Genomic DNA, 21,037 nt, shown 5'->3' on the forward strand with positions numbered 1-21,037 from the left:
ACGCGGTTGCCAGAATGGCAGACTTCGGATTCGAGAGGTGACAGCGTGCAGGTTCAGGGATTCTTCGATCTTCGTTTCGAAGCGGTACGCGACGCGTTCGCCGCATTGTTCGATGGCACCCAGCAGCGCGGCGCCGCGCTCTGCGTGCAGATTGGTGGCGAGACGGTCGTCGATCTGTGGGCCGGTGCAGCGGACAATCAGGGTGAGCAGGTTTGGCACAGCGATACGCTGGTCAATCTGTTCTCCTGCACCAAGACCTTCGCCGCGGTCGCGTTGCTGCAACTGGTAGAGGAAGGCAAGTTGGAGCTGGATGACCCGGTCGCACGGATCTGGCCCGAGTTCGCGGTCGGCGGCAAGGCCGCGATCACCGTGCGCCAGCTGCTCTGCCATCGGGCCGGGCTACCGGCGATACGCCAGTCGATGCCGCCGGAGGCTCTGTACGACTGGGCCGCCATGACCGGTGCCCTCGCTGCCGAGGAGCCCTGGTGGGTACCAGGCACTGACCAGGGCTACGCGGCAATGACCTATGGCTGGCTGGTCGGGGAACTCCTGCGCCGTGTCGATGGCTGCGGGCCAGGCGAATCGATCGTCCGGCGCACGGCACGGCCTCTCGACCTTGATTTTCATGTCGGCCTAAATGACGGTGAAGCGCATCGGGTCGCTTATCTGACGCGCTTCAAGAACGATTTCGGCGATGCGGCTGCACAGCGATTGTTCAAGGCGCTGATGACGCAACCTGATTCTGTCAGCGCTCGTGCTTTCAATAATCCGCCATCCATCATGAGCAGCGGTAACAAGCCCGAGTGGCGACGCATGGCCCAGCCGGCAGCCAACGGCCATGGCAATGCACGGTCGCTGGCCGGGTTCTATACCGGCTTGCTGCAGTGCAAGCTGTTGAATCGGGAGCTGCTGGCCGAAATGACCCGCGAGCAGAGCATCGGGGTGGATCGCGTCCTGCTGGCGCAGACCCGGTTCGGGCTGGGCTGTTGGCTCGATCAGCCTGATCTGGCGAACGCCACGTTCGGTATGGGCCCAAGGGCGTTCGGTCACCCCGGGGCGGGCGGTAGCGTCGGGTTCGCCGATCCGGAACGCGAACTGGCGTTCGGGTTCGTAACCAACACGCTTGGGCCCTATGTGCTGATGGATCCGCGCGCGCAGTCTCTGGCTCGCAGCGTTGCAGTTTGCCTGGGTTGAACCACTCGTCACTTCTGGTCAGGCAGGCTTTCCAAAAGAGGGACTTGCGTCCACAATTTCGAATCGAACTCACGTGTGATCTGGCTACGTCCGTTCGCTTTTCCCTGAATGCATCTGGTGATGGAACCTTGGCTCATGAACCTTCTGAAGAGCGCCTCGCTGATTCTCTGCTTGCTCCTGGCTGCCGGTTGCAGCTCGAAGAATGAAAAGCCGAGTGAGGTGGTCCCTCCAGTGGTGCCGAAGGTCGATTCGGCCTGGCTCGACGACTACGAGCCGCGCCTGCGTGAAGCGCTCGCGGACAGCCGCTTCGAGGTCGAGCGGCGTGATGGCCTGCTGGTCGTGACCGCCCCAGTTGATTCCTCGTTTAACCCAGATCGGCCGGGAATGCTCCTGCCGGTGACGCTCGGACCGATCACCCGGGTGGCGAAGCTGGTCGAGAAGGATGACAAGACTTCTGTGGTGGTCCTGGGGCACGCCGACAGCTCGGGCTCCGATGAAATCAATCGGACCATCAGCCGCGAGCGGGCAGGGGCCGTAGCCGCCATTTTTCGTCTGAGCGGTCTCAAACATGACCGGCTGCGAATTCGGGGTTTGGGCTCTGACAAGCCGCGCGCAGCCAACGACAGCCAGGAAGGGCGAGCCCTGAATCGTCGCGTCGAGATGGTGCTGGCGCCGCAAACCACTATGCTCGCACTTGTCGCTCAATACGATCAGCCGGCACAGCCTGCAACCCAGGTGGCACAGGCCGACGTGGTGAAGAAGTAAAGGCGCTGGATTGTCAGACCAAACAGGCCCGCAAGCGGGCCTGTTTTCGTTTGGCGAGGTTGCCTTGAATCAAGCGTATCGAGCCCTGACGCGGATATGCTTTCAAGGGTGTCAGGTTCCGGTTTCGGTCGTCTGCTTGCCAGCCGCCTGATACGCTGGAATCCGCTTTTCCATCAAAGGAGCCCCTCGATGATTCAGACCCTGGCCGATATGCGCCGCGACTATACCCGTGACGGTCTTAGCGAGGCCAATGCGCCCGCCGAGCCCTTTGGTCTGTTCCAGCAGTGGTTCGGTGAGGCGATGAAGACCGAGCAGGCACCGGTCGAGCCTAACGCGATGTCGCTGGCCACCGTGGATGCCGAGGGTCGGCCACACTGCCGGATTCTTCTGCTCAAGGCGCTGGACGAGCGTGGGTTTACCTTCTTTACCAATTACGACAGTGCAAAGGGCCGGCAGCTGCAAGAGGCGCCCTTTGCCGCCATGACCTTCTTCTGGCCTACGCTCGAGCGCCAGGTGCGGATCGAAGGGCGGGTTGAGAAGGTGAGCCCTGAAGAGTCGGATGCCTATTTTCAGGTGCGCCCGCTGGGTAGCCGCCTGGGTGCCTGGGCCTCGCCGCAAAGTCAGGTCATCCGTGATCGGGCCGAGCTGGAGCGGTTGCTGGCTGAGACCGAGCAGCGCTTCTTGGACAAGGCCCCCCATTGTCCGCCGCACTGGGGTGGCTATCGCCTGCTGCCAGAGCGCATCGAGTTCTGGCAGGGGCGTGCCAGCCGTCTACATGACCGGCTCGAGTATCGTCTGGTCGCCAACAGCTGGCAGCGCGAACGTCTCGCCCCCTGATCAGCTGGCGATGCCCGGCTACGGGCGGCTTGGTGATGTTGCTGGCCGTTCGAGCCGGAGTCGGCCCAGGTTCAGGCTTCGGTATAGCGCTGGGCCTGTTGTTCCAGCCAGGGCTGAAGCTCCTTGCGACGGATCTTTTGGGCTTTCGCTTCGGCAAGCTGTTGCAGCATCCAGGCGCGCTTCGCGGGATCGCCACCGGCGATCGATAGCGCGAGATCGCGGTCTGCCCAGCGGCGGAAGCGTACGATCAGCCAGCCGTGAAAAGCCAGGCCGGCCACGGTGGTGATGGCTATGATGAAGTAATCCATGGGGGTAATCTCGCTGGAAGGAACCCGGCAGGGCCGGTTCGACTCGCATACCTAGGCTTGCTGCTAGATGCTGAGTCAGGACGCTGAAGATGCCAAGCGCTTTTTTGTCGCCACCATTGCCGCTTCCGCCGGAACGAACAGCTGTCTGCAGGAGAATTTTCTATGCGCAATTCCTTTTTCGTTGCTTCCTTTGCTGCCGTGGCGCTGACCTTGGGCGGGTGTGCCTCCAGCCTGACCGGAGATACCTATTCTCGTGACGAGGCGCGTGCCGTTCAGACCGTGCGCTACGGCACCATCGAGTCGCTACGGCCGGTGAAGATCGAGGGAACCAAGACGCCGATCGGTTCCGGTGCCGGAGCGATAGTAGGCGGGGTGGCCGGTAGTGGGGTGGGTGGCGGTCGCGGCAGTGCTGTCGCTGCGGTCATCGGGGCGGTGGCCGGCGGAATGCTCGGAGCGGCGGCGGAAGAGGGAATTACCCGTACGCAGGGCGTCGAGATCACCGTGCGCGAGGATGACGGAAATGTCCGCGCCTACGTGCAAGCCGTGGAGCCCAACCAGGTGTTTCGCGTCGGCCAACGTGTCCGCATCCTGACCGTCAGTGGGACAAGTCGCGTGGCGCCTTGACCATCGAGACCGGCGAATAGCGCTGTACGTCCAGGCGCCGCCTTCCGTTCCGAAAGGAGCGGAGGCGGCGCCTTTTGTTTTTCGAAATACATGAATTCATGACGACGGCATCATCCGTATGGATAATCGGGCGCACATTTGTGTGCAGCTTCAGGCAGTTACTTCGCCTGCCAAGGATAAGAATGCCTCCGGATCGGCGGCTTAAGGGGTCTCGTTCATGGCGCTTGCGCTGATTATCGCTTTGCCATTCCTGGGCATCTGCCTGCCTCTGCTTCTGGAGCGTTTTGGTCGCTCCGCATGCGCCTTCGGCGCAGGTATCGCGCCGCTGACGGCGCTGATCCTCCTGCTTTCCAAGCGTGCCGATGTGTTTGCCGGTCAGACGGAAATCGTCCACTACAGCTGGCTGCCCGGGCTTGGGCTCAACCTCAGCCTGCGTCTCGATGGGTTGGGCTTTCTCTTTGCCTTGCTGATTCTCGGCATCGGCCTGCTGGTCATCCTCTACGCACGCTACTACCTGTCGAAGAAGGATCCGATGGGCCGCTTCTATGGCTTCTTCCTACTGTTCATGGGGGCCATGCTCGGCGTCGTGCTGTCAGAAAATCTGCTGCTGATGCTGATGTTCTGGGAGCTGACCAGCCTGTCGTCGTTTCTGCTGATCGGTTACTGGAGCCATCGGGCCGACGCCCGCCAGGGCGCACGCATGGCTCTGGCGATTACCGGTGGTGGCGGTCTGGCGCTGCTCGCTGGGGTCTTGCTGATTGGCTACATCGTCGGCAGCTTCGAGCTGACGACGATTCTGGCATCGGGCGATCTGATTCGCGGTAATTCCCTGTATCCGCTGACGCTGATTCTCGTCTTGCTCGGCGTATTCACCAAGTCGGCGCAGTTTCCTTTCCATTTCTGGTTACCGCAGGCAATGGCTGCGCCTACGCCTGTATCGGCCTTCCTGCATTCAGCGACGATGGTCAAGGCCGGGGTATTTCTTCTAGCAAGACTCTATCCGGCACTGGCGGAATCCGAATGGTGGTTCTATCTGGTGAGCATCACCGGGCTGGCGACCTTGTTGATCGGCGCTGTGATGGCGCTTTTCCAGCACGACCTGAAGGGACTGCTCGCCTATTCCACCATCAGTCACCTGGGCCTGATTACCTTGCTGTTCGGCCTCGACTCCCGCCTGGCGGCAGTGGCGGCAATCTTTCACATCATTAACCACGCCACATTCAAGGCCTCTCTGTTCATGGCCGCAGGAATCATCGATCACGAGACCGGCACGCGTGACATGCGGCGTATCAACGGCATGTGGAAGTACATGCCGCATACGGCGGCACTCGCCATGGTGGCTTCTCTGGCGATGGCAGGTGTGCCGCTGCTCAATGGCTTCCTCAGCAAGGAAATGTTCTTCGCCGAGACACTCGATCAGCATCTGCTGGGCAGCTTCTATTGGGCGATTCCGGTGGTGGCAACGCTTGCGAGCGCCTTTTCCGTGGCGTATTCGCTGCGCTTCGTACACGACGTGTTTTTCAACGGCGAGCCCATCGACCTGCCCAAGTACCCGCCTCACGAGCCTGCACGCTACATGAAGATTCCCGTGGAGATCCTCGTGCTGCTCTGCCTGCTGGTCGGCATGCTGCCGGCTTTCACGGTAGGGCCGCTTCTGGCTGCGGCGGTGTCTGGCACGCTCAACGGTGTCGTGCCGGAGTACAGCCTGTCGATCTGGCACGGTTTCAATCTGCCTTTGGCGATGAGTTTTGCTGCGCTGGTTGGAGGCATCGTCATCTATTCACTGCGCAAGTGGGCATTCCGCTGGTACGAGGGACTCCCCTCGGTGGATTCGCTGGAAGTGTTCGAACGGGTAATGGGCGGGTTGACGCTCGGCGCTCGCCATCTGACCTGCCTGCTGGACAACGGCTCGCTGCAGCGCTACCTGGCTATGATGTTGTTCAGCACGTTGGTACTGGTAGTGTTCGCGCTGACGCCTCTGGATGCTCTGCACGGTCCGGTTGCCTTGACGCCGCTGGATGGCATCACTGTATTGGGCATGGCCATTCTGGCACTCACCTCGTTGTTGACCGTGCTGTTTCATCGCCGACGGCTGGTGGCGCTGATGGTACTCAGTGTGGTCGGGCTGATGGTGGCGCTGGGCTTTGCCCGCTATTCGGCGCCTGATCTGGCGCTCACTCAGCTGTCAGTCGAAGTGGTGACCATCATCCTGTTGATCCTCGCGCTGTTCTTCATGCCGGACCGTACCCCGGCCGAGTCGAGCAGCCTGCGTGGCTTTCGGGATTTCGTGCTGGCGGCGGGCTGCGGCACCATGGTTGCGCTGCTGGCCTATGCGGTGCTGACGCGGCCCTACGACAGCATTGCCTCGTTCTTTCTGGAAAACAGTGTGTCTGGCGGAGGCGGCACCAATGTGGTGAACGTCATTCTGGTCGATTTCCGCGGCTTCGATACCCTTGGTGAGATTGCTGTGCTGGCAATCGCGGGGGTCGGCATCTTCGGGCTGCTAAAGGGCTTGCGCCTGCCTCACCCAGTTCGCGATTACGGTGGTCGGCTCTGGTCCGTCGACAGGCACCCCATGGTGCTGGATCTCCTGGCCCGGGCGATGCTGCCGATGGCGCTGCTGATTTCGGTCTTCATCTTCCTGCGTGGGCACAACCTGCCTGGCGGCGGGTTCATCGCCGGTCTGATAACGGCGGTCGCATTGATCCTGCAGTACATCTCCCACGGAGTCAGCTGGGCGCAGGCGCGGCAACCCATCAGTTACCACAGGCTCTGCGGAGCAGGGCTGCTCATCGCCGGCCTGACCGGGCTGGGGAGTCTGGTGTTCGGCTATTCGTTCCTCACCTCGTCGTTCGGTCATTTCCATCTGCCCCTCGTCGGTGAGTTCGAGCTGGCCACGGCAATGCTGTTCGATCTGGGGGTTTATCTTGTGGTGGTGGGGGCGACGTTGCTGATCCTTTCCAATATTGGCCAGGTGAGCCAGGACGACTCGGACAGGGAGGTGCTGTAATGGAGGCGTTGTTCGCGATTACCCTGGGGGTCATGACAGCAAGCGGTGTCTATCTGCTTCTGCGTGCTCGCATCTTTCCCGTGGTGATGGGGCTGACGCTGATTTCTTATGCGGTCAACCTGTTCATTTTTTCAATGGGCCGGCTTGCTACCGGTGTTCCTGCGGTGATCGGCAGAAGTGTCGAGTATGGTGACCCCTTGCCCCAGGCGCTGGTGCTTACCGCGATCGTCATTGGCTTCGCCATGACCGCTTTTGTGGTGGTTCTGGCGCTGCGCAGCATTGGCGAGCTGCGGACCGATCATGTCGATGGTCAGGAGCCGCGCCAATGAATCATGTGCTGATCCTGCCGCTGCTGGTGCCGCTGTTCACCGGAGCCCTGTTGCTGTTCGCCCATTCCTTAGGACGCTCGAGCAAACGCACCCTGTCGCTGCTTGCGACCTGGTCGTTGGTGCCTCTCGCGATCTGGCTGCTGGTGCTGGCGGACGACGGGCAACTGCGTGTCTATGCGCTGGGCAGCTGGCAACCGCCGTTCGGCATCGTCCTCATGCTGGACCGCCTGAGCGCGCTGATGCTGCTGGTCACCGCAGTGCTCGCCGGTTTCGCCGTGCTTTATGCCTGCCGCGGTGATGACGAGCGAGGCCCCAACTTTCACGCGCTCTATCAGTTCCAGTTGCTCGGCATAAACGGGGCCTTCCTGACCGGGGATCTGTTCAACCTGTTCGTCTTCTTCGAAATCCTGCTGATTTCATCTTATGCCCTGTTGCTGCATGGGCACGGCCAGCGCAGGGTGCGCTCCGGCATGCACTATGTCGTGCTGAATTTGCTCGGGTCTTCGCTGTTCCTCATTGGTGTGAGCATGCTCTATGGGCTGCTCGGTACGCTGAACATGGCCGACCTGGCTGCGCGGGTAAGCGCCGCCGATCCCGCGGATGGGCCTCTGCTGGCTGCGGCTGGCTACCTGCTGTTGGTGGTGTTCGCGCTGAAGGGCGCGATCCTGCCGTTGTACTTCTGGTTGCCGCGCGCCTATGCCTCTGCGACCGCGCCGGTCGCCGCTCTGTTCGCCATCATGACCAAGGTTGGGTTGTACGCAATCGTGCGGGTCTTCACGCTCATTTTCGGTAACGAGGCGGGGGAGTTGAGCCACATGGTCGATGCCTGGCTCTGGCCGCTGGCGTTGCTGACGCTTGGTGCTGCGGTAGTCGGTGCACTGGCTGCGCGCAATCTGCAGGTGCTGCTCGCCTATCTGGTGGTCGTTTCGGTAGGTACATTGCTGGCCGGCATAGCGCTCGGCAGTGAGGCGGGCCTCGCGGCAGCGCTCTATTACCTTGTGCACAGCACCCTGATTGCCGGTGCGTTGTTCCTGCTTGCCGATCTGATTGCGCGTCAGCGCGGTGACCTGGGAACCGATCTGATTACAGCTCCTGCGCTGCAACAACCGCTGCTGCTCGGCACGCTGTTCTTCATCGGCGCGATTTCCGTGGCGGGCTTGCCGCCGTTCTCCGGGTTTCTCGGCAAGCTGATGCTGCTTCGCGCGATCGAGCCGGGCGCGGAGGCGATAGCGCTGTGGGCGGTGGTTCTGGTTGGCGGGCTGGGTATGCTTATCGCACTGAGCCGGGCCGGCAGTCTGGTGTTCTGGCGGGCCAGCGCACTAGCCCAGGGGCACAAGGCGGATCCCGTACGCCTGCTGGCCACCACGGGACTGCTGCTCGGCAGTCTGGTCCTGGTTGCCGCGGCCGGGCCGCTGCAGGCATTCATGCAGGCCACGGCTGCACAGCTGCTGGACCTCCGGCCTTATCTGCAGATCGTTCAGGGAGGTGCGGCATGAAGGCGCGCTGGTTGCCGAATCCGGCCCTGACCCTGTTGCTGGCGCTGCTCTGGTTGCTGCTCAACAACACCCTGAGTTTCGGGCAGTTGTTGCTTGGGCTGTTTCTCGGCTGGGCGATACCGTTGCTCGTGAGCGGTTTTCTCATCGAGGTGCCTCGCGTGCGCAAGCCTGTGAAGCTTGTGCTGTTCACGCTGAAAGTTCTTCGCGATATCGTGGTGGCGAACGTGCACGTCGCCAAGCTGGTGCTCGGGCCCCGAAGGAGCCTGCGGCCAGCGTTCGTCGAGATTCCGATGGCCATCGACAACGAATTCGCTCTGGCTACGCTGACGAGCATCATCTCGCTGACACCCGGGACGGTCTCCGCCTGCCTGAGTCCTGATCGCAAGATGCTCATGGTGCATGCCCTGGATGCACCGGACATCGATGCCCTGATCGCCGAGGTCAAGCGCAACTACGAAGCCCCGCTGCTGGAGATTTTCGAATGCTCGCGTACGTGATTCCGTTCTGCCTGGCAGTGCTGGGACTGGCCGCCGTGTTGAACGTCGTCCGCCTGGTGCAGGGGCCGGACATGCCTGACCGGGTGCTCGCACTCGACACCCTTTATATCAACGCGCTGGCGCTGATCGTGCTGTTCGGCGTCTGGCTGGCCTCCGACCTGTTCTTCGAGGCTGCGCTGCTGATTGCCGTGATGGGTTTTGTCAGTACCGTGGCCGTGGGCAAGCACCTGCTGCACGGCGACATCATCGACTGAGGAGGCGACATGCCATTCTGGATTGAAGCGCTGGTGAGTCTGTTCCTGGTCGTTGGCAGCCTGTTCGCTCTGATCGGTGCGATTGGCCTGTATCGGCTGCCGGATTTCTATACCCGTTTGCACGGGCCGACCAAGGCAACGACGCTTGGGGTTGGTGGCATCATCATCGCCTCGATGATCTTTTTCAGCAGCCACAACGACGGCCTGAGCATGCACGAGCTGCTGATCACCCTGTTCCTGTTCCTGACCGCGCCGGTCAGTGCGCACATGCTGGCCAAGGCTGCCATGCAGCAGAAGCTGCCTGCTGTCGAGCAGACGCGCGGCAAGCCCTGGGACTGAGGCGCGACAAACGCTGTTCCAGAGGCTCGGACGCGACCCCAGCCTCAGATGACGATGCTGCTCGGTGAGGGCTGTTGCTCGTTCTCCTGTTGCAGCTCCTTGACCAGCGCCTGTTGCAGGCGCAGGCAGAACTGCGGATCGGAAAGTGGTTGATTGTTCGCGTCGGTAACGAAGAACACGTCTTCCACACGCTCGCCGAGTGTCGCGATCTTGGCGTTCTGCACGGACAGATCGAAATCGAGGAACAGCTGGCCGACGCGCGCCAGCAGGCCTGGCCGATCCGGGGCGATGATCTCGAGAATCGTCTGCGGCCGCTGAGTGTCGTTGTGGATAGTCACTTGCGGCGGGAAGGCGAAGTGCTTGAGCTGCCGAGGAACGCGCCGCTGGATGATGGTCAGGTAATCATCCGGGTTGCGCAGCGCGGCGATCAGACCTTTGCGGATTTCTTCGATGCGCTCCGGGTTGTTGCCGATCGGGCTGCCGTCGGCCTCCAGCACGATATAGGTATCCAGGGTGAACTGGCTGCTGGACGTCAGGATGCGCGCGTCATGGATGTTCAGGTTCAACTGGTCCATGGCCGCCACGGTCACGGCAAAGAAATCATGCTGGTCCGGCGCGTAGATGAAGATCTGCGTGCCACCCTCGAATTCGCGCTGGGTGGTCTCCTTGATCAACACCAGCGGACCGCTATCGGCAGGGTGTTCGATGATCGCATCGGTATGCCAGGCAACGTCGGTAGCGGTGTGGCGCAGGAAGTAGTCGTCGCCCAGTTGCGCCCAGAGCTGCTCGGCATCGTCCGGATCAGTGCCGTGGCGTACCAGATCGTCGAGTGCTGCGCGCTGCGTCTGGCGGATCTGTTCTTCGCGACCCAGCGGGTTTTCCAATCCGCGTTTGAGTGCGCGCTTGGTCTCTGTGTACAGCTGGCGCAGCAGGCTGGCGCGCCAGGAATTCCATAGCGTCGGATTGGTGGCGTTGATGTCGGCAACGGTGAGCACATAGAGATAGTCCAGGTGCGTCTCGTCGCCAACCAGCTGAGCGAAATCGTTGATGATCTGTGGGTCCGACAGGTCCTTGCGCTGAGCCGTGGTGGACATTACCAGGTGGTTTTCCACCAGCCAGACCACCAGGCGGGTGTCCCACGCCGGGAGCTTGTGTCGGCTGCAGAACTGCTCGGCATCGACCGCCCCCAACTCGGAGTGGTCACCGCCGCGGCCCTTGGCAATATCGTGGTAGAGGCCGGCGATGTAGATCAGCTCCGGCTTGGGCAGGCGTTCGACCAGCTTGCTGGCTAGTGGGTACTTTTCTGCAACGCCCGGTTTGGTCAGCTTGCGCAAATATTTGATGACATTGAGCGTGTGCGCATCGACCGTATAGATGTGGAAAAGGTCATGCTGCATCTGGCCGACAATATGGCCGAACTCGGGAAGGTAGCGGCCGAGAATGCCGTAGCGATTCATGCGCCGCAGATTGCGGTGAATGCCTTCCTTGCACTTGAACAGCTCGATGAACAGGCTGGTGTTGCGCAGGTCCTCGCGGAAGCTGTCGTCAATCAGGTAGCGGTGGTCACGTAGCAGGCGGATCGTATCGGAGCGCACACCCTGGATATCGGGATGCTGTGCCAGCATCACGAAGGTTTCCAGGATGGCGAATGGCGTTCGCTTGAAGATCGCCGGGTTGCTGACTTCCAGATAACCGTCGCGGACCTGGAAGCGACTGTTCAACGGCACGATTGGCCCGGACTCACCTTCCCAGAGAATCACTTCGGCGAAATGCTGGCCGACCAGATCGCCCAGCTCGGCAATGCTCATGACCACCCGGTAGTACTTCTGCATGAAGCGTTCGATGGCCAGCTTGGCGTCGCTGTCCTCGTAGCCGAGCAGTGCGGCAAGACTGCGCTGGTGATCGAACAGCAGGCGGTCCTCTGCGCGTCCGGCGAGCATGTGTAGGCCGTAACGGACCTTCCAGAGAAACTCCTGCGCAGCGGTCATCAGGCTGTGTTCGCCTTCCGTGAGAAAGCCCTGATCCACCATGGCCTGCAGATTCAGCGTGCCGAACTCACGGCGTGCGATCCAGAGGATCGTCTGGATGTCGCGCAGTCCACCCGGGGAGCCCTTGACGTTGGGCTCCAGGTTGTACTCGGTGTTGTTGTACTTGGCGTGGCGCGCGCGCTGTTCTTCGCGCTTGGCCAGGAAGAACTCCTTGCTCGGCCACATTTGCTGAGGGCTGGTGACCTGTAGCATGGCCTGGCGCAGGCGTTCGGGCCCGGCGATCGTGCGGCTTTCCATCAGGTTGGTGAGGACCGTCAGATCGGCACGTGCTTCGTCGGCGCACTCGGCGACAGAGCGTACCGCCTGCCCGACTTCCAGGCCGATATCCCAGAGCAGCGTGAGAAAGCCTTCGATCGAATCACGGAAGACTTCCTGGTCGCTTTCGTCTAGCAGAATCAGCAGGTCAATGTCGGAATAGGGATGCAGCTCGCCCCGACCGTAGCCGCCGACTGCAACCAGCGCGATATCGGTGCCCTTGTTCCACTCGAAGCGGTTCCATGCCGAGCACAGGATCTGATCGACGAACCAGGCCCGGTCCTGGATCAGCCGGCGGATGTCACGGCCGGCCCTGAAGCGCTCGTCGAGCACCTGGCGCGCCTGGCGGATCGCTTTCTTGTAGGCAGCGATGGGGCTGGCCTTGAGCGCCAGTTCCGCCTGGAACTGGCTACGATCGAACAGTTCCGGGTCGACCTGGGGCATACGGACATCCTCCGGTTGGGCTACGGCTGCGGATTTCAGGCCGAGGTGCGGGCGATGGTGTCGTCGCTGCGCAGGGTAAAGATCTCGTAGCCATCGGCGGTCACCAGAATGGTGTGTTCCCACTGCGCCGAGAGCTTGCGGTCCTTGGTGATGGCGGTCCAGCCATCGCCGAGCAGGCGGGTTTCCGGACGCCCCTGGTTGATCATCGGCTCGATGGTGAAAGTCATGCCTTCCTTGAGTTCCAGACCGGTGCCGGCGCGCCCGTAATGAAGCACCTGCGGTTCTTCATGGAACACCTTGCCGATACCGTGACCACAATACTCGCGCACCACGGAGAAGCCGTTCTTCTCGGCATGCTTCTGGATCACCTCGCCGATGTCGCCGAGGCGGGCGCCGGGACGGACCAGTTCGATGCCTTTATATAGACACTCCTGAGTGATCTGGCAGAGGCGCTCGGCCCATTCCGGTACCTTGCCGACCAGGAACATCTTGCTGGTGTCGCCGTGGTAGCCGTCCTTGATAACGGTGATGTCGATGTTGAGGATGTCACCGTCCTTCAGGGGTTTGTCATTGGGAATGCCATGGCAGACGACATGGTTGATCGAAGTGCAGATCGACTTGGGGAAGCCCTTGTAGTTCAGCGGGGCGGGAATGGCCTGCTGGACGTTGACGATATGCTCGTGGCACAGGCGATCGAGCTCCTCGGTAGTGACGCCCGGTTTGACGTGCTCGCCGATCATTTCGAGAACCTCGGCAGCGAGACGCCCGGCTACGCGCATCTTCTCGATATCTTCGGGCGTCTTGATTGTGACTGTCATGCAAACCTCTTGGTGCGCCCGCAGGCGAAGGCAATAAACGGAAAGCTGCGATGATAAACCAAAGCGCCCATGCCCTGCAGGTAAGGGCCGCTCAGGCAGCTGAGCGTGCGGCGGTTAGCCAAAGCAGTAGCCTGTCGGTGGTCTTTATGCTATAAAACGCGCCGCTCGACGGGGACACCCCGTTGCGCTTAACCCCACACACGTGTCGACACGGTATCCTGGGTGCTCGAAAGAGTTGGATATCGGGACGCGTGGAGGCCTAACCCGACTTATTCGAGGACTTATCATGTCTCAAGTCACCATGCGCGATATGCTGAAGGCCGGTGTGCACTTCGGCCACCAGACCCGTTACTGGAACCCGAAAATGGACAAATACATTTTCGGTGCGCGCAACAAGATCCACATCATCAACCTGGAAAAGACCCTGCCGATGTTCAACGACGCCCTGCGTTTCGTTGAGAAACTGGCTGCAGGCAAGAACAAGATTCTGTTCGTCGGTACCAAGCGTTCCGCTGGCAAGATCGTTCGCGAAGAAGCTGCTCGTTGCGGCTCGCCGTATGTCGATCATCGCTGGTTGGGCGGCATGCTGACCAACTACAAGACCATCCGTGCTTCCATCAAGCGTCTGCGTGAGCTGGAATCCCAGTCTCAGGATGGTACTTTCGAGAAGCTGACCAAGAAAGAAGCGCTGATGCGCACCCGCGACCTCGAGAAGCTCGAGCGCAGCCTGGGCGGCATCAAGGACATGGGCGGCCTGCCGGACGCCATGTTCGTCATCGACGTCGACCACGAGCGCATCGCCATCTCCGAAGCCAACAAGCTGGGCATCCCGGTCATCGGCATCGTCGATACCAACAGCAGCCCGGAAGGCGTCGACTACATCATTCCTGGTAATGATGACGCCATCCGTGCCGTGCAACTCTACCTCGGCTCCATGGCTGATGCCGTTCTGCGCGGCCGTCAGAATGCAGCTGGCGGTGCTGACGAGTTCGTCGAGGAAGTGGCTTCCGAAGCGGCTCAGGGCTAAGTGCGGCGCATTGCAGCGTGACACCCGATGAACAAAAAGGGGGCTAGGCCCCCTTTTTGTCTCTTGCGAATTGATCACCCGTGCGAAGGGTGAGTGGTTTAGAAACCAAATCGAGAGGATTCCCAACATGGCAGAAATCACTGCAGCCTTGGTCAAAGAACTGCGCGAGCGTACCGGTCAGGGCATGATGGAGTGCAAGAAGGCTCTGGTTGCCGCCGGCGGTGACATCGAGAAGGCCATCGACGACATGCGTGCTTCCGGCGCCATCAAGGCTGCCAAGAAGTCCGGCAACATCGCTGCCGAAGGCTCGATCGCCGTTCGTGTCGAGGGTGGCCGCGGTGTGATCATCGAAGTCAACTCGCAGACCGACTTCCTGGCTCTGCAGGATGACTTCAAGGCCTTCGTCAAGGAAAGCCTGGACCAGGCCTTCGAGCAGAAGCTGACCGAAGTGGCTCCGCTGATCGCTTCTCGCGAATCCGCTCGTGAGGCGCTGGTCGCCAAGTGCGGCGAAAACGTCAACATCCGTCGCTTGACTGCCGTTGAGGGTGATGTGGTGGGCGCCTACCTGCATGGCCATCGCATCGGTGTGCTGGTTACTCTGAAAGGCGGTGACGCCGAGCTGGCCAAGGACATCGCTATGCACGTAGCCGCCAGCAACCCGGCCGTTCTGAGCCCTGCCGACGTTTCCGAAGAGTTGGTTGCCAAGGAAAAGGAAATCTTCCTGCAACTGAACGCCGACAAGATCGCCGGCAAGCCTGAGAACATCGTCGAGAACATGATCAAGGGTCGCATCAACAAGTTCCTGGCCGAAGCCAGCCTGGTTGAGCAGCCGTTCGTCAAGGATCCGGAAGTCAAAGTTGGCGATCTGGCCAAGAAAGCCGGTGCCGAAATCGTATCCTTCGTTCGTTACGAAGTGGGCGAGGGCATCGAGAAGGCCGAGGTCGACTTCGCTGCCGAAGTTGCCGCTCAGGTGGCTGCAACCAAGAAGTAAGGACTGCTAGCCGGTTCCCGAAGAGGCTGCCCGCTCACGCGTGCGGCCTCTTTGTCGAATGGGGCGGCCGAAATTTTTTCGTCACGTTATATTCGTCGCTTGGCACCAACCGCTGGTTGCGCTGTCAAAGCGCAGATATTTTTTGGCCGGGTTCGGCCAGTCTTAGTCACACCACGCCGCAGGAGATAGAACGCCAATGGCTCAGCAGATGAGTGCACGCAACCCACGCTATAAACGCATTCTGCTCAAATTAAGCGGCGAGGCCTTGATGGGTTCCGAAGACTTCGGAATCGATCCCAAGGTGCTTGATCGCATGGCTCTGGAAGTCGGGCAGCTGGTGGGCATTGGTGTCGAGGTCGGCCTGGTGATCGGTGGGGGTAATCTGTTCCGTGGCGCGGCGCTTTCCGCAGCGGGAATGGATCGGGTTACCGGTGATCATATGGGCATGCTCGCAACGGTCATGAATGCGCTGGCCATGCGTGATGCGCTCGAGCGTTCGAATATCCCGGCGCTGGTCATGTCTGCCATTTCCATGGTCGGTGTCACCGACCATTACGACCGCCGCAAGGCCATGCGTCATCTCAAGAGCGGCGAAGTGGTGATCTTCTCTGCCGGAACCGGCAACCCGTTCTTCACCACTGATTCGGCGGCCTGCCTGCGCGCGATCGAAATCCAGGCGGATGTCGTGCTCAAGGCCACCAAGGTTGACGGCGTCTATACGGCTGATCCCTTCAAGGATCCGAACGCCGAGAAGTTCGCCGAGCTCACGTACGATGAAGTGCTCGATCGCAAGCTCGGGGTAATGGATCTGACCGCCATCTGCCTGTGCCGCGATCACAACATGCCGCTGCGTGTGTTCAACATGAACAAGCCCGGCGCCCTGCTCAATATTGTGCTGGGTGGCGCCGAAGGAACACTGATCGAGGAATCGAACGAATGATCAACGAGATCAAGCAAGACGCGCAGGAGCGCATGAAGAAAACCCTGGAATCGCTGGATCACGCCTTTGCCAAGATTCGCACCGGTAGGGCTCATCCCAGCATCCTTGATAGCGTCATGGTTTCCTATTACGGCGCCGATACGCCGTTGCGCCAGGTGGCCAACGTTGTGGCCGAGGATTCCCGCACGCTGGCGCTTACTGTGTTTGACAAGAGCATGATCCAGGCCGTCGAAAAGGCCATCATGACCTCCGATCTGGGCCTCAATCCGGCTACCGCGGGTACCACGATCCGTGTGCCGATGCCGGCGCTGACCGAAGAGACGCGCAGGGGCTACACCAAGCAGGCGCGGGCCGAAGCCGAGAATGCTCGTGTTGCGGTTCGCAACATCCGTCGCGATGCCATCGCCCAGCTGAAAGATCTGGTCAAGGAAAAGGAAATCAGCGAGGACGAGGAACGCCGTGGCCAGGATGACGTCCAGAAGCTTACCGACAAGTACGTCGCTGAGATCGACAAGGCCCTCGAGGCCAAAGAAAGCGATCTGATGGCTGTTTGACCGCTATTGGATAGTTGCCGCCGTGGCCGCAGTCGACTTCGGTCGCTGTGGACGGCGGCAGCGGTGCCTGGAAGCTGTTGCTGGCAGCTTTGTCTTTTGTTTGCAGCGTGTTCTAGCGCAAGTAGAGTTGTTCATGGAAAAGGTCAGGCAGATTGCCGGGCGGAAAATTCCCCGTCACGTAGCGATCATCATGGATGGCAACAACCGCTGGGCGAAGAGGCGCCTGCTGCCTGGTGTGGCCGGGCACAAGGCGGGCGTCGATGCTGTTCGAGCGGTGATCGAGGTCTGCGCCGATTCCGGTGTCGAGGTGCTGACACTGTTCGCCTTCTCCAGCGAGAACTGGCAGCGTCCGGCCGACGAGGTTGGCGCGCTGATGGAGCTGTTCCTTTCTGCCTTGCGTCGCGAGGCGCGCAAGCTTGACGAGAACGGCATTCGGCTTCGCATCATCGGTGACCGTACTCGTTTCCATCCAGAACTGCAGGCGGCAATGCTGGAAGTCGAGGAAATGACTGCAGCCAATCACCGCTTCGTGCTCCAGGTGGCCGCCAATTACGGTGGTCAGTGGGACATCCTGCAGGCGGCTCAGCATCTTGCCAGCGAGGCTCAGTCCGGGCGGCTGAACCCTGCCGAAATCACCCCGGCCTTGTTTCAAAGCTATCTGGCGACGGGGGACATGCCTTTGCCGGATCTTTGCATCCGAACCGGCGGCGAACGGCGCATCAGTAATTTCTTGTTGTGGCAGCTGGCTTACGCGGAGCTGTATTTCTCCGATCTTTACTGGCCGGACTTCAAGCACGTCGCCATGCGTAAGGCTCTCGCGGATTTCGCTACACGACAGCGGCGCTTTGGCAAGACCGGCGAACAGGTCGAAAGCGAGGTCAAGGTCGAATGCTGAAGCAGCGCATCATCACCGCAGCGATACTTCTGCCTGTTGCGATCGTAGGTTTCTTTCTTCTCCAAGGACTCGCCTTCGCGCTTTTCATCGGCCTCGTTGTGGTCTTGGGGGCGTGGGAGTGGGCCCGGCTGGCTGGTTTTGCCGGTCAGGGGTTACGGGTCGGATACGCGCTGTTGGTGGCACTGCTGCTTGGCGTGCTCTACCAGTTTCCATCGTTGGCGCCCTGGATGCTGGCCCTGGCTGTGCTCTGGTGGCTGGTCGCAACCTATCTGGTGCTGACCTATCCAGAGAGCAGTCGTCTATGGGGTGGCCGTGGCGGCAGCCTGCTGATCGGCCTGGCGGTGCTTTTGCCGTCTTGGCAGGGTCTTGTGGTGCTCAAGCAATGGCAACTGGGCAATTGGCTGATTCTGGCAGTGATGATTCTGGTATGGGTGGCGGATATCGGCGCCTATTTCTCCGGCAAGGCCTTCGGCAGGCGCAAACTGGCGCCGAAGGTGAGCCCTGGGAAGAGCTGGGAGGGGCTGGTTGGCGGGCTGCTGACCAGCTTGCTCGTCACGCTCGCGGTCGGTGTGTATCGCGGTTGGACGGCTCGCGAACTGGTTCTAGCTCTGCTCGGCGCCGCACTTGTGGTATCGATATCGGTCATCGGTGATCTAACTGAGAGCATGTTCAAGCGCAGTGCCGGCATCAAGGACAGCAGCCAGCTGCTGCCGGGGCACGGTGGTGTGATGGATCGTATCGACAGCCTCACCGCTGCGATCCCGGTGTTCGCTGTGCTGTTGTGGCTAGCAGGTTGGGGCGCGCTGTGAATCGACCGTTACAGGTAACCGTTCTTGGCGCTACTGGTTCGATCGGTCTCAGCACGCTGGATGTCATTGCGCGTCACCCGGATCGTTACGCTGTCTTCGCACTCACCGGTTTCAGCCGGCTTGCCGAGCTGAGGGCGCTCTGTCTTGTCCATCGTCCGCGCTTCGCGGTGGCTGCTGACGAGATCCAGGCCGGAGTTCTGCAGCAGCAGCTGCGCGAAGATGGTCTGACGACTCAGGTCATGAGCGGCGAAGGCGGTCTGAGCGAGGTCGCAGCACATCCCGAGACGGACGTGGTCATGGCCGCCATCGTGGGTGCCGCGGGCCTGAAGCCAACGCTGGCCGCAGTACAGTCCGGTAAGCGGGTGCTGCTCGCCAACAAAGAGGCGCTGGTGATGTCCGGTGCCCTGTTCATGCGGGCGTTGCGCGACAGTGGGGCCGTGCTGTTACCTATCGATAGCGAGCACAACGCGATCTTCCAGTGTCTGCCGTCCACCTATTCCCAAGGGCTCGGTTCGGTTGGCGTGCGACGTATCCTGCTGACCGCGTCCGGTGGGCCCTTTCGCGAGTTTGCGCCGGAGCGGCTTATCGATGTGACGCCGGAACAGGCTTGTGCCCACCCCAACTGGTCGATGGGGCGCAAAATATCGGTGGACTCGGCGAGCATGATGAACAAGGGGCTCGAGCTGATCGAAGCCTGCTGGTTGTTCGACGCTCACCCGAATCAGGTCGAGGTAGTGATTCATCCGCAGAGTGTCATCCATTCCATGGTCGATTACGTCGATGGCTCGGTACTGGCGCAGCTGGGAAATCCCGATATGCGTACCCCGATCGCACATGCGCTTGCATGGCCGGAGCGGATCGAGTCCGGAGTCTCGGCATTGGACCTCCTGCAGATCGGTCGGCTCGACTTCCAGGCGCCGGACGATTCGCGGTTTCCTTGCCTGCAGCTGGCTCGTCAGTCAGCTGAAAACGGTGGTACCGCGCCCGCGATGCTGAATGCGGCGAACGAAGTGGCGGTCGAGGCGTTTCTCAATCGACGCATCCGTTTCACCGAGATCGCGAGTATCATCGATGATGTATTGAACCGTGAGGCGCCAGTGGCCGTAGGCTGCCTCGAAGATGTGTTGGCGGCTGACAGATGTGCACGGGAACGTGCTGGGCAGTGGCTCGACCGCAACGGGCGATAGGGGTCTGCTGGCCTGCGGCCGGCAGTGATATCAGCACCAGACCCACCCCCGGAGGATAGTTATGGGCGCGCTTTACATGATCATTGGTACCCTCGTGGCGCTCGGGGTGTTGGTCACTTTCCACGAGTTTGGGCATTTCTGGGTTGCGCGTCGTTGCGGTGTAAAGGTGCTGCGATTTTCCGTCGGCTTTGGCAGCCCGCTGTTCCGCTGGCATGACCGTCAGGGCACCGAGTTCGTCATCGCTGCGATACCCCTGGGTGGCTACGTCAAGATGCTGGACGAGCGCGAGGGCGACGTGCCGCCGGCGCTGCTCGACAGCGCGTTTAACCGAAAGAGCGTCCGTCAGCGGTTTGCCATCGTGTCCGCAGGTCCGCTCGCCAATTTCCTCCTGGCTCTGGTGTTCTTCTGGCTGCTGGCCATGCTTGGCAGCGAGCAGATTCGTCCAGTTATCGGCGCGGTCGAGCCGGGCAGTCTCGCTGCTCAGGCCGGGTTGGCCGTCGACCAGGAAATCGTTGCGGTCAACGGTAAGCCGGTTAGCGGTTGGGGTGAGGTCAATCTGCAGCTGGTGAGGCGCCTGGGGGAGAGCGGGCAGCTCGACGTTACGGTGCGTGATGTGGGCGGCTCAAGCGAGAAACATCTGCAGATTTCCTTGCAGAACTGGTTGAAGGGGGTCGAGGAGCCGGACCCCATCACCTCGCTCGGTATCAGGCCGTGGCGGCCGCAGATTGTCCCGGTGATCGCGCAGCTGGACCCAGAGGGGCCGGCGCAGGCAGCGGGAATCCGTCTCGGTGATCGTCTGCTCAGCCTGAATCAGCAGCCTCTGGATGACTGGCAGCAGGTCATCGATGCAGTAAGGACTCTGCCTGGCGAGCCCGTTTCGTTGCAGGTCGAGCGGCAAGGGCAGCGCTTGGATGTATCGCTAACACTGGCCACCCGCGGCGAGGGCGAAGTGCGGCGCGGTTATCTTGGAGCTGGCGTCGAGGGAGGGGAGTGGCCAGCTGAAATGTTGCGCGAGGTCAGCTTCGGTCCGCTCGAAGCGGTGGCTGAAGGTGTCAGACGCACCTGGACCATGAGCCTGCTGACGCTCGATTCACTGAAGAAAATGCTGTTCGGGGAGCTGTCGGTAAAAAACTTGAGCGGCCCGATAACCATTGCTAAAGTGGCGGGCGCTTCTGCCCAGTCCGGTCTGGGGGATTTCCTCAATTTCCTCGCCTACCTGAGCATTAGTCTGGGGGTTCTCAATCTATTGCCTATCCCGGTGCTCGACGGCGGGCATCTGCTCTTCTATCTCGTTGAGTGGGTGCGTGGGCGTCCATTGTCGGAGCGGGTGCAGGGATGGGGAGTACAGATCGGCATCAGCCTGGTGGTTGGCGTGATGCTGCTTGCGTTGGTCAACGACCTTGGCCGTCTGTAACG

Annotated in this window: 21 protein-coding genes; 18 read left to right on the forward strand and 3 right to left on the reverse strand. The window is 61.0% G+C overall.

All coding sequences use genetic code 11. The annotated features are described in order from the left end of the window. The first annotated feature begins 45 nt into the window (after positions 1 to 45). From HZR81_RS10410 to pdxH, 3 genes are all read left to right on the forward strand, one after another. Positions 46 to 1,194 carry a serine hydrolase domain-containing protein gene (locus HZR81_RS10410; RefSeq protein WP_500128043.1) on the forward strand — a complete coding sequence of 383 codons (1,149 nt, stop codon included), beginning with the start codon at positions 46 to 48 and terminating at the stop codon, positions 1,192 to 1,194. A gap of 135 nt (positions 1,195 to 1,329) precedes the next feature. After that, on the forward strand, positions 1,330 to 1,959 hold the full coding sequence (locus HZR81_RS10415; protein ID WP_500128044.1) for an OmpA family protein: 630 nt from the start codon (positions 1,330 to 1,332) through the stop codon (positions 1,957 to 1,959). Positions 1,960 to 2,148: 189 nt separating this feature from the next. After that, positions 2,149 to 2,796 carry a pyridoxamine 5'-phosphate oxidase gene (gene pdxH / locus HZR81_RS10420; RefSeq protein WP_500128045.1) on the forward strand — a complete coding sequence of 216 codons (648 nt, stop codon included), beginning with the start codon at positions 2,149 to 2,151 and terminating at the stop codon, positions 2,794 to 2,796. A gap of 71 nt (positions 2,797 to 2,867) precedes the next feature. Here pdxH and HZR81_RS10425 read toward each other — a convergent pair whose 3' ends face one another. Then, the gene (locus HZR81_RS10425) at positions 2,868 to 3,104 is read right to left on the reverse strand and encodes a hypothetical protein (RefSeq protein ID WP_063543755.1); all 237 of its coding nucleotides are present in this window, start codon (positions 3,102 to 3,104) and stop codon (positions 2,868 to 2,870) included. A 162-nt stretch (positions 3,105 to 3,266) separates the two neighbouring features. Between HZR81_RS10425 and HZR81_RS10430 the strand changes: the two genes are divergently transcribed. The 7 genes from HZR81_RS10430 (at position 3,267) to HZR81_RS10460 (ending at position 9,653) form a co-directional block, all read left to right on the forward strand. Then, entirely contained in the window at positions 3,267 to 3,728 is a 462-nt protein-coding gene (locus tag HZR81_RS10430; RefSeq protein ID WP_125868501.1) for an outer membrane lipoprotein, read from the forward strand. A gap of 217 nt (positions 3,729 to 3,945) precedes the next feature. After that, a complete protein-coding gene (locus HZR81_RS10435; RefSeq protein ID WP_161612067.1) occupies positions 3,946 to 6,738 on the forward strand; it encodes a monovalent cation/H+ antiporter subunit A in 2,793 nt (930 codons plus the stop codon). Beyond that, positions 6,738 to 7,067: a Na+/H+ antiporter subunit C gene (locus HZR81_RS10440; protein WP_500128046.1), complete on the forward strand. Its 330-nt coding sequence runs from the start codon at positions 6,738 to 6,740 to the stop codon at positions 7,065 to 7,067. The genes HZR81_RS10435 and HZR81_RS10440 overlap by 1 nt, the downstream gene beginning before the upstream one ends. Further along, positions 7,064 to 8,563, forward strand: coding sequence for a monovalent cation/H+ antiporter subunit D (locus tag HZR81_RS10445; RefSeq protein WP_500128047.1), 1,500 nt, complete (start codon positions 7,064 to 7,066; stop codon positions 8,561 to 8,563). The genes HZR81_RS10440 and HZR81_RS10445 overlap by 4 nt, the downstream gene beginning before the upstream one ends. Continuing rightward, on the forward strand, positions 8,560 to 9,060 hold the full coding sequence (locus HZR81_RS10450; protein ID WP_063543765.1) for a Na+/H+ antiporter subunit E: 501 nt from the start codon (positions 8,560 to 8,562) through the stop codon (positions 9,058 to 9,060). The genes HZR81_RS10445 and HZR81_RS10450 overlap by 4 nt, the downstream gene beginning before the upstream one ends. Beyond that, entirely contained in the window at positions 9,045 to 9,314 is a 270-nt protein-coding gene (locus tag HZR81_RS10455) for a K+/H+ antiporter subunit F (RefSeq protein WP_063543767.1), read from the forward strand. Before HZR81_RS10450 ends, HZR81_RS10455 begins: the two co-directional genes overlap by 16 nt. Before the next feature lie 9 nt (positions 9,315 to 9,323). Continuing rightward, positions 9,324 to 9,653, forward strand: coding sequence for a Na+/H+ antiporter subunit G (locus HZR81_RS10460; protein WP_152481068.1), 330 nt, complete (start codon positions 9,324 to 9,326; stop codon positions 9,651 to 9,653). Positions 9,654 to 9,697: 44 nt separating this feature from the next. Here HZR81_RS10460 and HZR81_RS10465 read toward each other — a convergent pair whose 3' ends face one another. Both HZR81_RS10465 and map read right to left on the reverse strand, forming a co-directional pair. After that, entirely contained in the window at positions 9,698 to 12,400 is a 2,703-nt protein-coding gene (locus tag HZR81_RS10465) for a [protein-PII] uridylyltransferase (RefSeq protein ID WP_152481069.1), read from the reverse strand. Between the two features lie 35 nt (positions 12,401 to 12,435). Next, positions 12,436 to 13,218, reverse strand: a complete 783-nt coding sequence (gene map, locus HZR81_RS10470) for a type I methionyl aminopeptidase (RefSeq protein WP_110777623.1) — start codon at positions 13,216 to 13,218, stop codon at positions 12,436 to 12,438. A gap of 286 nt (positions 13,219 to 13,504) precedes the next feature. Between map and rpsB the strand changes: the two genes are divergently transcribed. The 8 genes from rpsB to rseP all read left to right on the forward strand — a co-directional run bounded on the left by rpsB (position 13,505) and on the right by rseP (position 21,035). Next, on the forward strand, positions 13,505 to 14,245 hold the full coding sequence (gene rpsB, locus HZR81_RS10475) for a 30S ribosomal protein S2 (protein ID WP_063543775.1): 741 nt from the start codon (positions 13,505 to 13,507) through the stop codon (positions 14,243 to 14,245). A 127-nt stretch (positions 14,246 to 14,372) separates the two neighbouring features. After that, the gene (gene tsf / locus HZR81_RS10480) at positions 14,373 to 15,236 is read left to right on the forward strand and encodes a translation elongation factor Ts (RefSeq protein WP_152481070.1); all 864 of its coding nucleotides are present in this window, start codon (positions 14,373 to 14,375) and stop codon (positions 15,234 to 15,236) included. A 196-nt stretch (positions 15,237 to 15,432) separates the two neighbouring features. After that, complete coding sequence (pyrH, locus tag HZR81_RS10485; protein ID WP_102840847.1) at positions 15,433 to 16,176, forward strand: UMP kinase; 744 nt, start codon at positions 15,433 to 15,435, stop codon at positions 16,174 to 16,176. Next, the gene (gene frr / locus HZR81_RS10490) at positions 16,173 to 16,730 is read left to right on the forward strand and encodes a ribosome recycling factor (RefSeq protein WP_063543781.1); all 558 of its coding nucleotides are present in this window, start codon (positions 16,173 to 16,175) and stop codon (positions 16,728 to 16,730) included. Before pyrH ends, frr begins: the two co-directional genes overlap by 4 nt. Positions 16,731 to 16,863: 133 nt before the next feature. Beyond that, on the forward strand, positions 16,864 to 17,625 hold the full coding sequence (gene uppS / locus HZR81_RS10495; RefSeq protein ID WP_102840848.1) for a polyprenyl diphosphate synthase: 762 nt from the start codon (positions 16,864 to 16,866) through the stop codon (positions 17,623 to 17,625). Beyond that, a complete protein-coding gene (locus HZR81_RS10500) occupies positions 17,619 to 18,434 on the forward strand; it encodes a phosphatidate cytidylyltransferase (protein WP_133455907.1) in 816 nt (271 codons plus the stop codon). Before uppS ends, HZR81_RS10500 begins: the two co-directional genes overlap by 7 nt. Further along, positions 18,431 to 19,621 (forward strand): 1-deoxy-D-xylulose-5-phosphate reductoisomerase, encoded by a 1,191-nt coding sequence (gene ispC, locus HZR81_RS10505; protein ID WP_253747920.1) that lies wholly within the window; start codon positions 18,431 to 18,433, stop codon positions 19,619 to 19,621. Before HZR81_RS10500 ends, ispC begins: the two co-directional genes overlap by 4 nt. A gap of 61 nt (positions 19,622 to 19,682) precedes the next feature. After that, entirely contained in the window at positions 19,683 to 21,035 is a 1,353-nt protein-coding gene (gene rseP / locus HZR81_RS10510) for an RIP metalloprotease RseP (protein WP_500128048.1), read from the forward strand. Positions 21,036 to 21,037 lie beyond the last annotated feature (2 nt).

Source organism: Pseudomonas sp. LM13 (genome assembly GCF_041381355.1).
Lineage (GTDB): Bacteria > Pseudomonadota > Gammaproteobacteria > Pseudomonadales > Pseudomonadaceae > Stutzerimonas > Stutzerimonas frequens.

Excerpts from the sequence above, each read along its gene's own strand:
- uppS (WP_102840848.1), top strand. The coding sequence starts at position 16,864 with ATGGAAAAGGTCAGGCAGATTGCCGGGCGGAAAATTCCCCGTCACGTA.
- HZR81_RS10500 (WP_133455907.1), top strand. The coding sequence starts at position 17,619 with ATGCTGAAGCAGCGCATCATCACCGCAGCGATACTTCTGCCTGTTGCG.
- tsf (WP_152481070.1), top strand. The coding sequence starts at position 14,373 with ATGGCAGAAATCACTGCAGCCTTGGTCAAAGAACTGCGCGAGCGTACC.
- pdxH (WP_500128045.1), top strand. The coding sequence starts at position 2,149 with ATGATTCAGACCCTGGCCGATATGCGCCGCGACTATACCCGTGACGGT.
- HZR81_RS10455 (WP_063543767.1), top strand. The coding sequence starts at position 9,045 with ATGCTCGCGTACGTGATTCCGTTCTGCCTGGCAGTGCTGGGACTGGCC.
- HZR81_RS10435 (WP_161612067.1), top strand. The coding sequence starts at position 3,946 with ATGGCGCTTGCGCTGATTATCGCTTTGCCATTCCTGGGCATCTGCCTG.
- HZR81_RS10425 (WP_063543755.1), bottom strand. The coding sequence starts at position 3,104 with ATGGATTACTTCATCATAGCCATCACCACCGTGGCCGGCCTGGCTTTT.
- map (WP_110777623.1), bottom strand. The coding sequence starts at position 13,218 with ATGACAGTCACAATCAAGACGCCCGAAGATATCGAGAAGATGCGCGTA.
- rpsB (WP_063543775.1), top strand. The coding sequence starts at position 13,505 with ATGTCTCAAGTCACCATGCGCGATATGCTGAAGGCCGGTGTGCACTTC.
- HZR81_RS10460 (WP_152481068.1), top strand. The coding sequence starts at position 9,324 with ATGCCATTCTGGATTGAAGCGCTGGTGAGTCTGTTCCTGGTCGTTGGC.
- HZR81_RS10430 (WP_125868501.1), top strand. The coding sequence starts at position 3,267 with ATGCGCAATTCCTTTTTCGTTGCTTCCTTTGCTGCCGTGGCGCTGACC.
- HZR81_RS10445 (WP_500128047.1), top strand. The coding sequence starts at position 7,064 with ATGAATCATGTGCTGATCCTGCCGCTGCTGGTGCCGCTGTTCACCGGA.
- HZR81_RS10440 (WP_500128046.1), top strand. The coding sequence starts at position 6,738 with ATGGAGGCGTTGTTCGCGATTACCCTGGGGGTCATGACAGCAAGCGGT.
- frr (WP_063543781.1), top strand. The coding sequence starts at position 16,173 with ATGATCAACGAGATCAAGCAAGACGCGCAGGAGCGCATGAAGAAAACC.
- HZR81_RS10465 (WP_152481069.1), bottom strand. The coding sequence starts at position 12,400 with ATGCCCCAGGTCGACCCGGAACTGTTCGATCGTAGCCAGTTCCAGGCG.
- rseP (WP_500128048.1), top strand. The coding sequence starts at position 19,683 with ATGGGCGCGCTTTACATGATCATTGGTACCCTCGTGGCGCTCGGGGTG.
- HZR81_RS10415 (WP_500128044.1), top strand. The coding sequence starts at position 1,330 with ATGAACCTTCTGAAGAGCGCCTCGCTGATTCTCTGCTTGCTCCTGGCT.
- HZR81_RS10450 (WP_063543765.1), top strand. The coding sequence starts at position 8,560 with ATGAAGGCGCGCTGGTTGCCGAATCCGGCCCTGACCCTGTTGCTGGCG.
- pyrH (WP_102840847.1), top strand. The coding sequence starts at position 15,433 with ATGGCTCAGCAGATGAGTGCACGCAACCCACGCTATAAACGCATTCTG.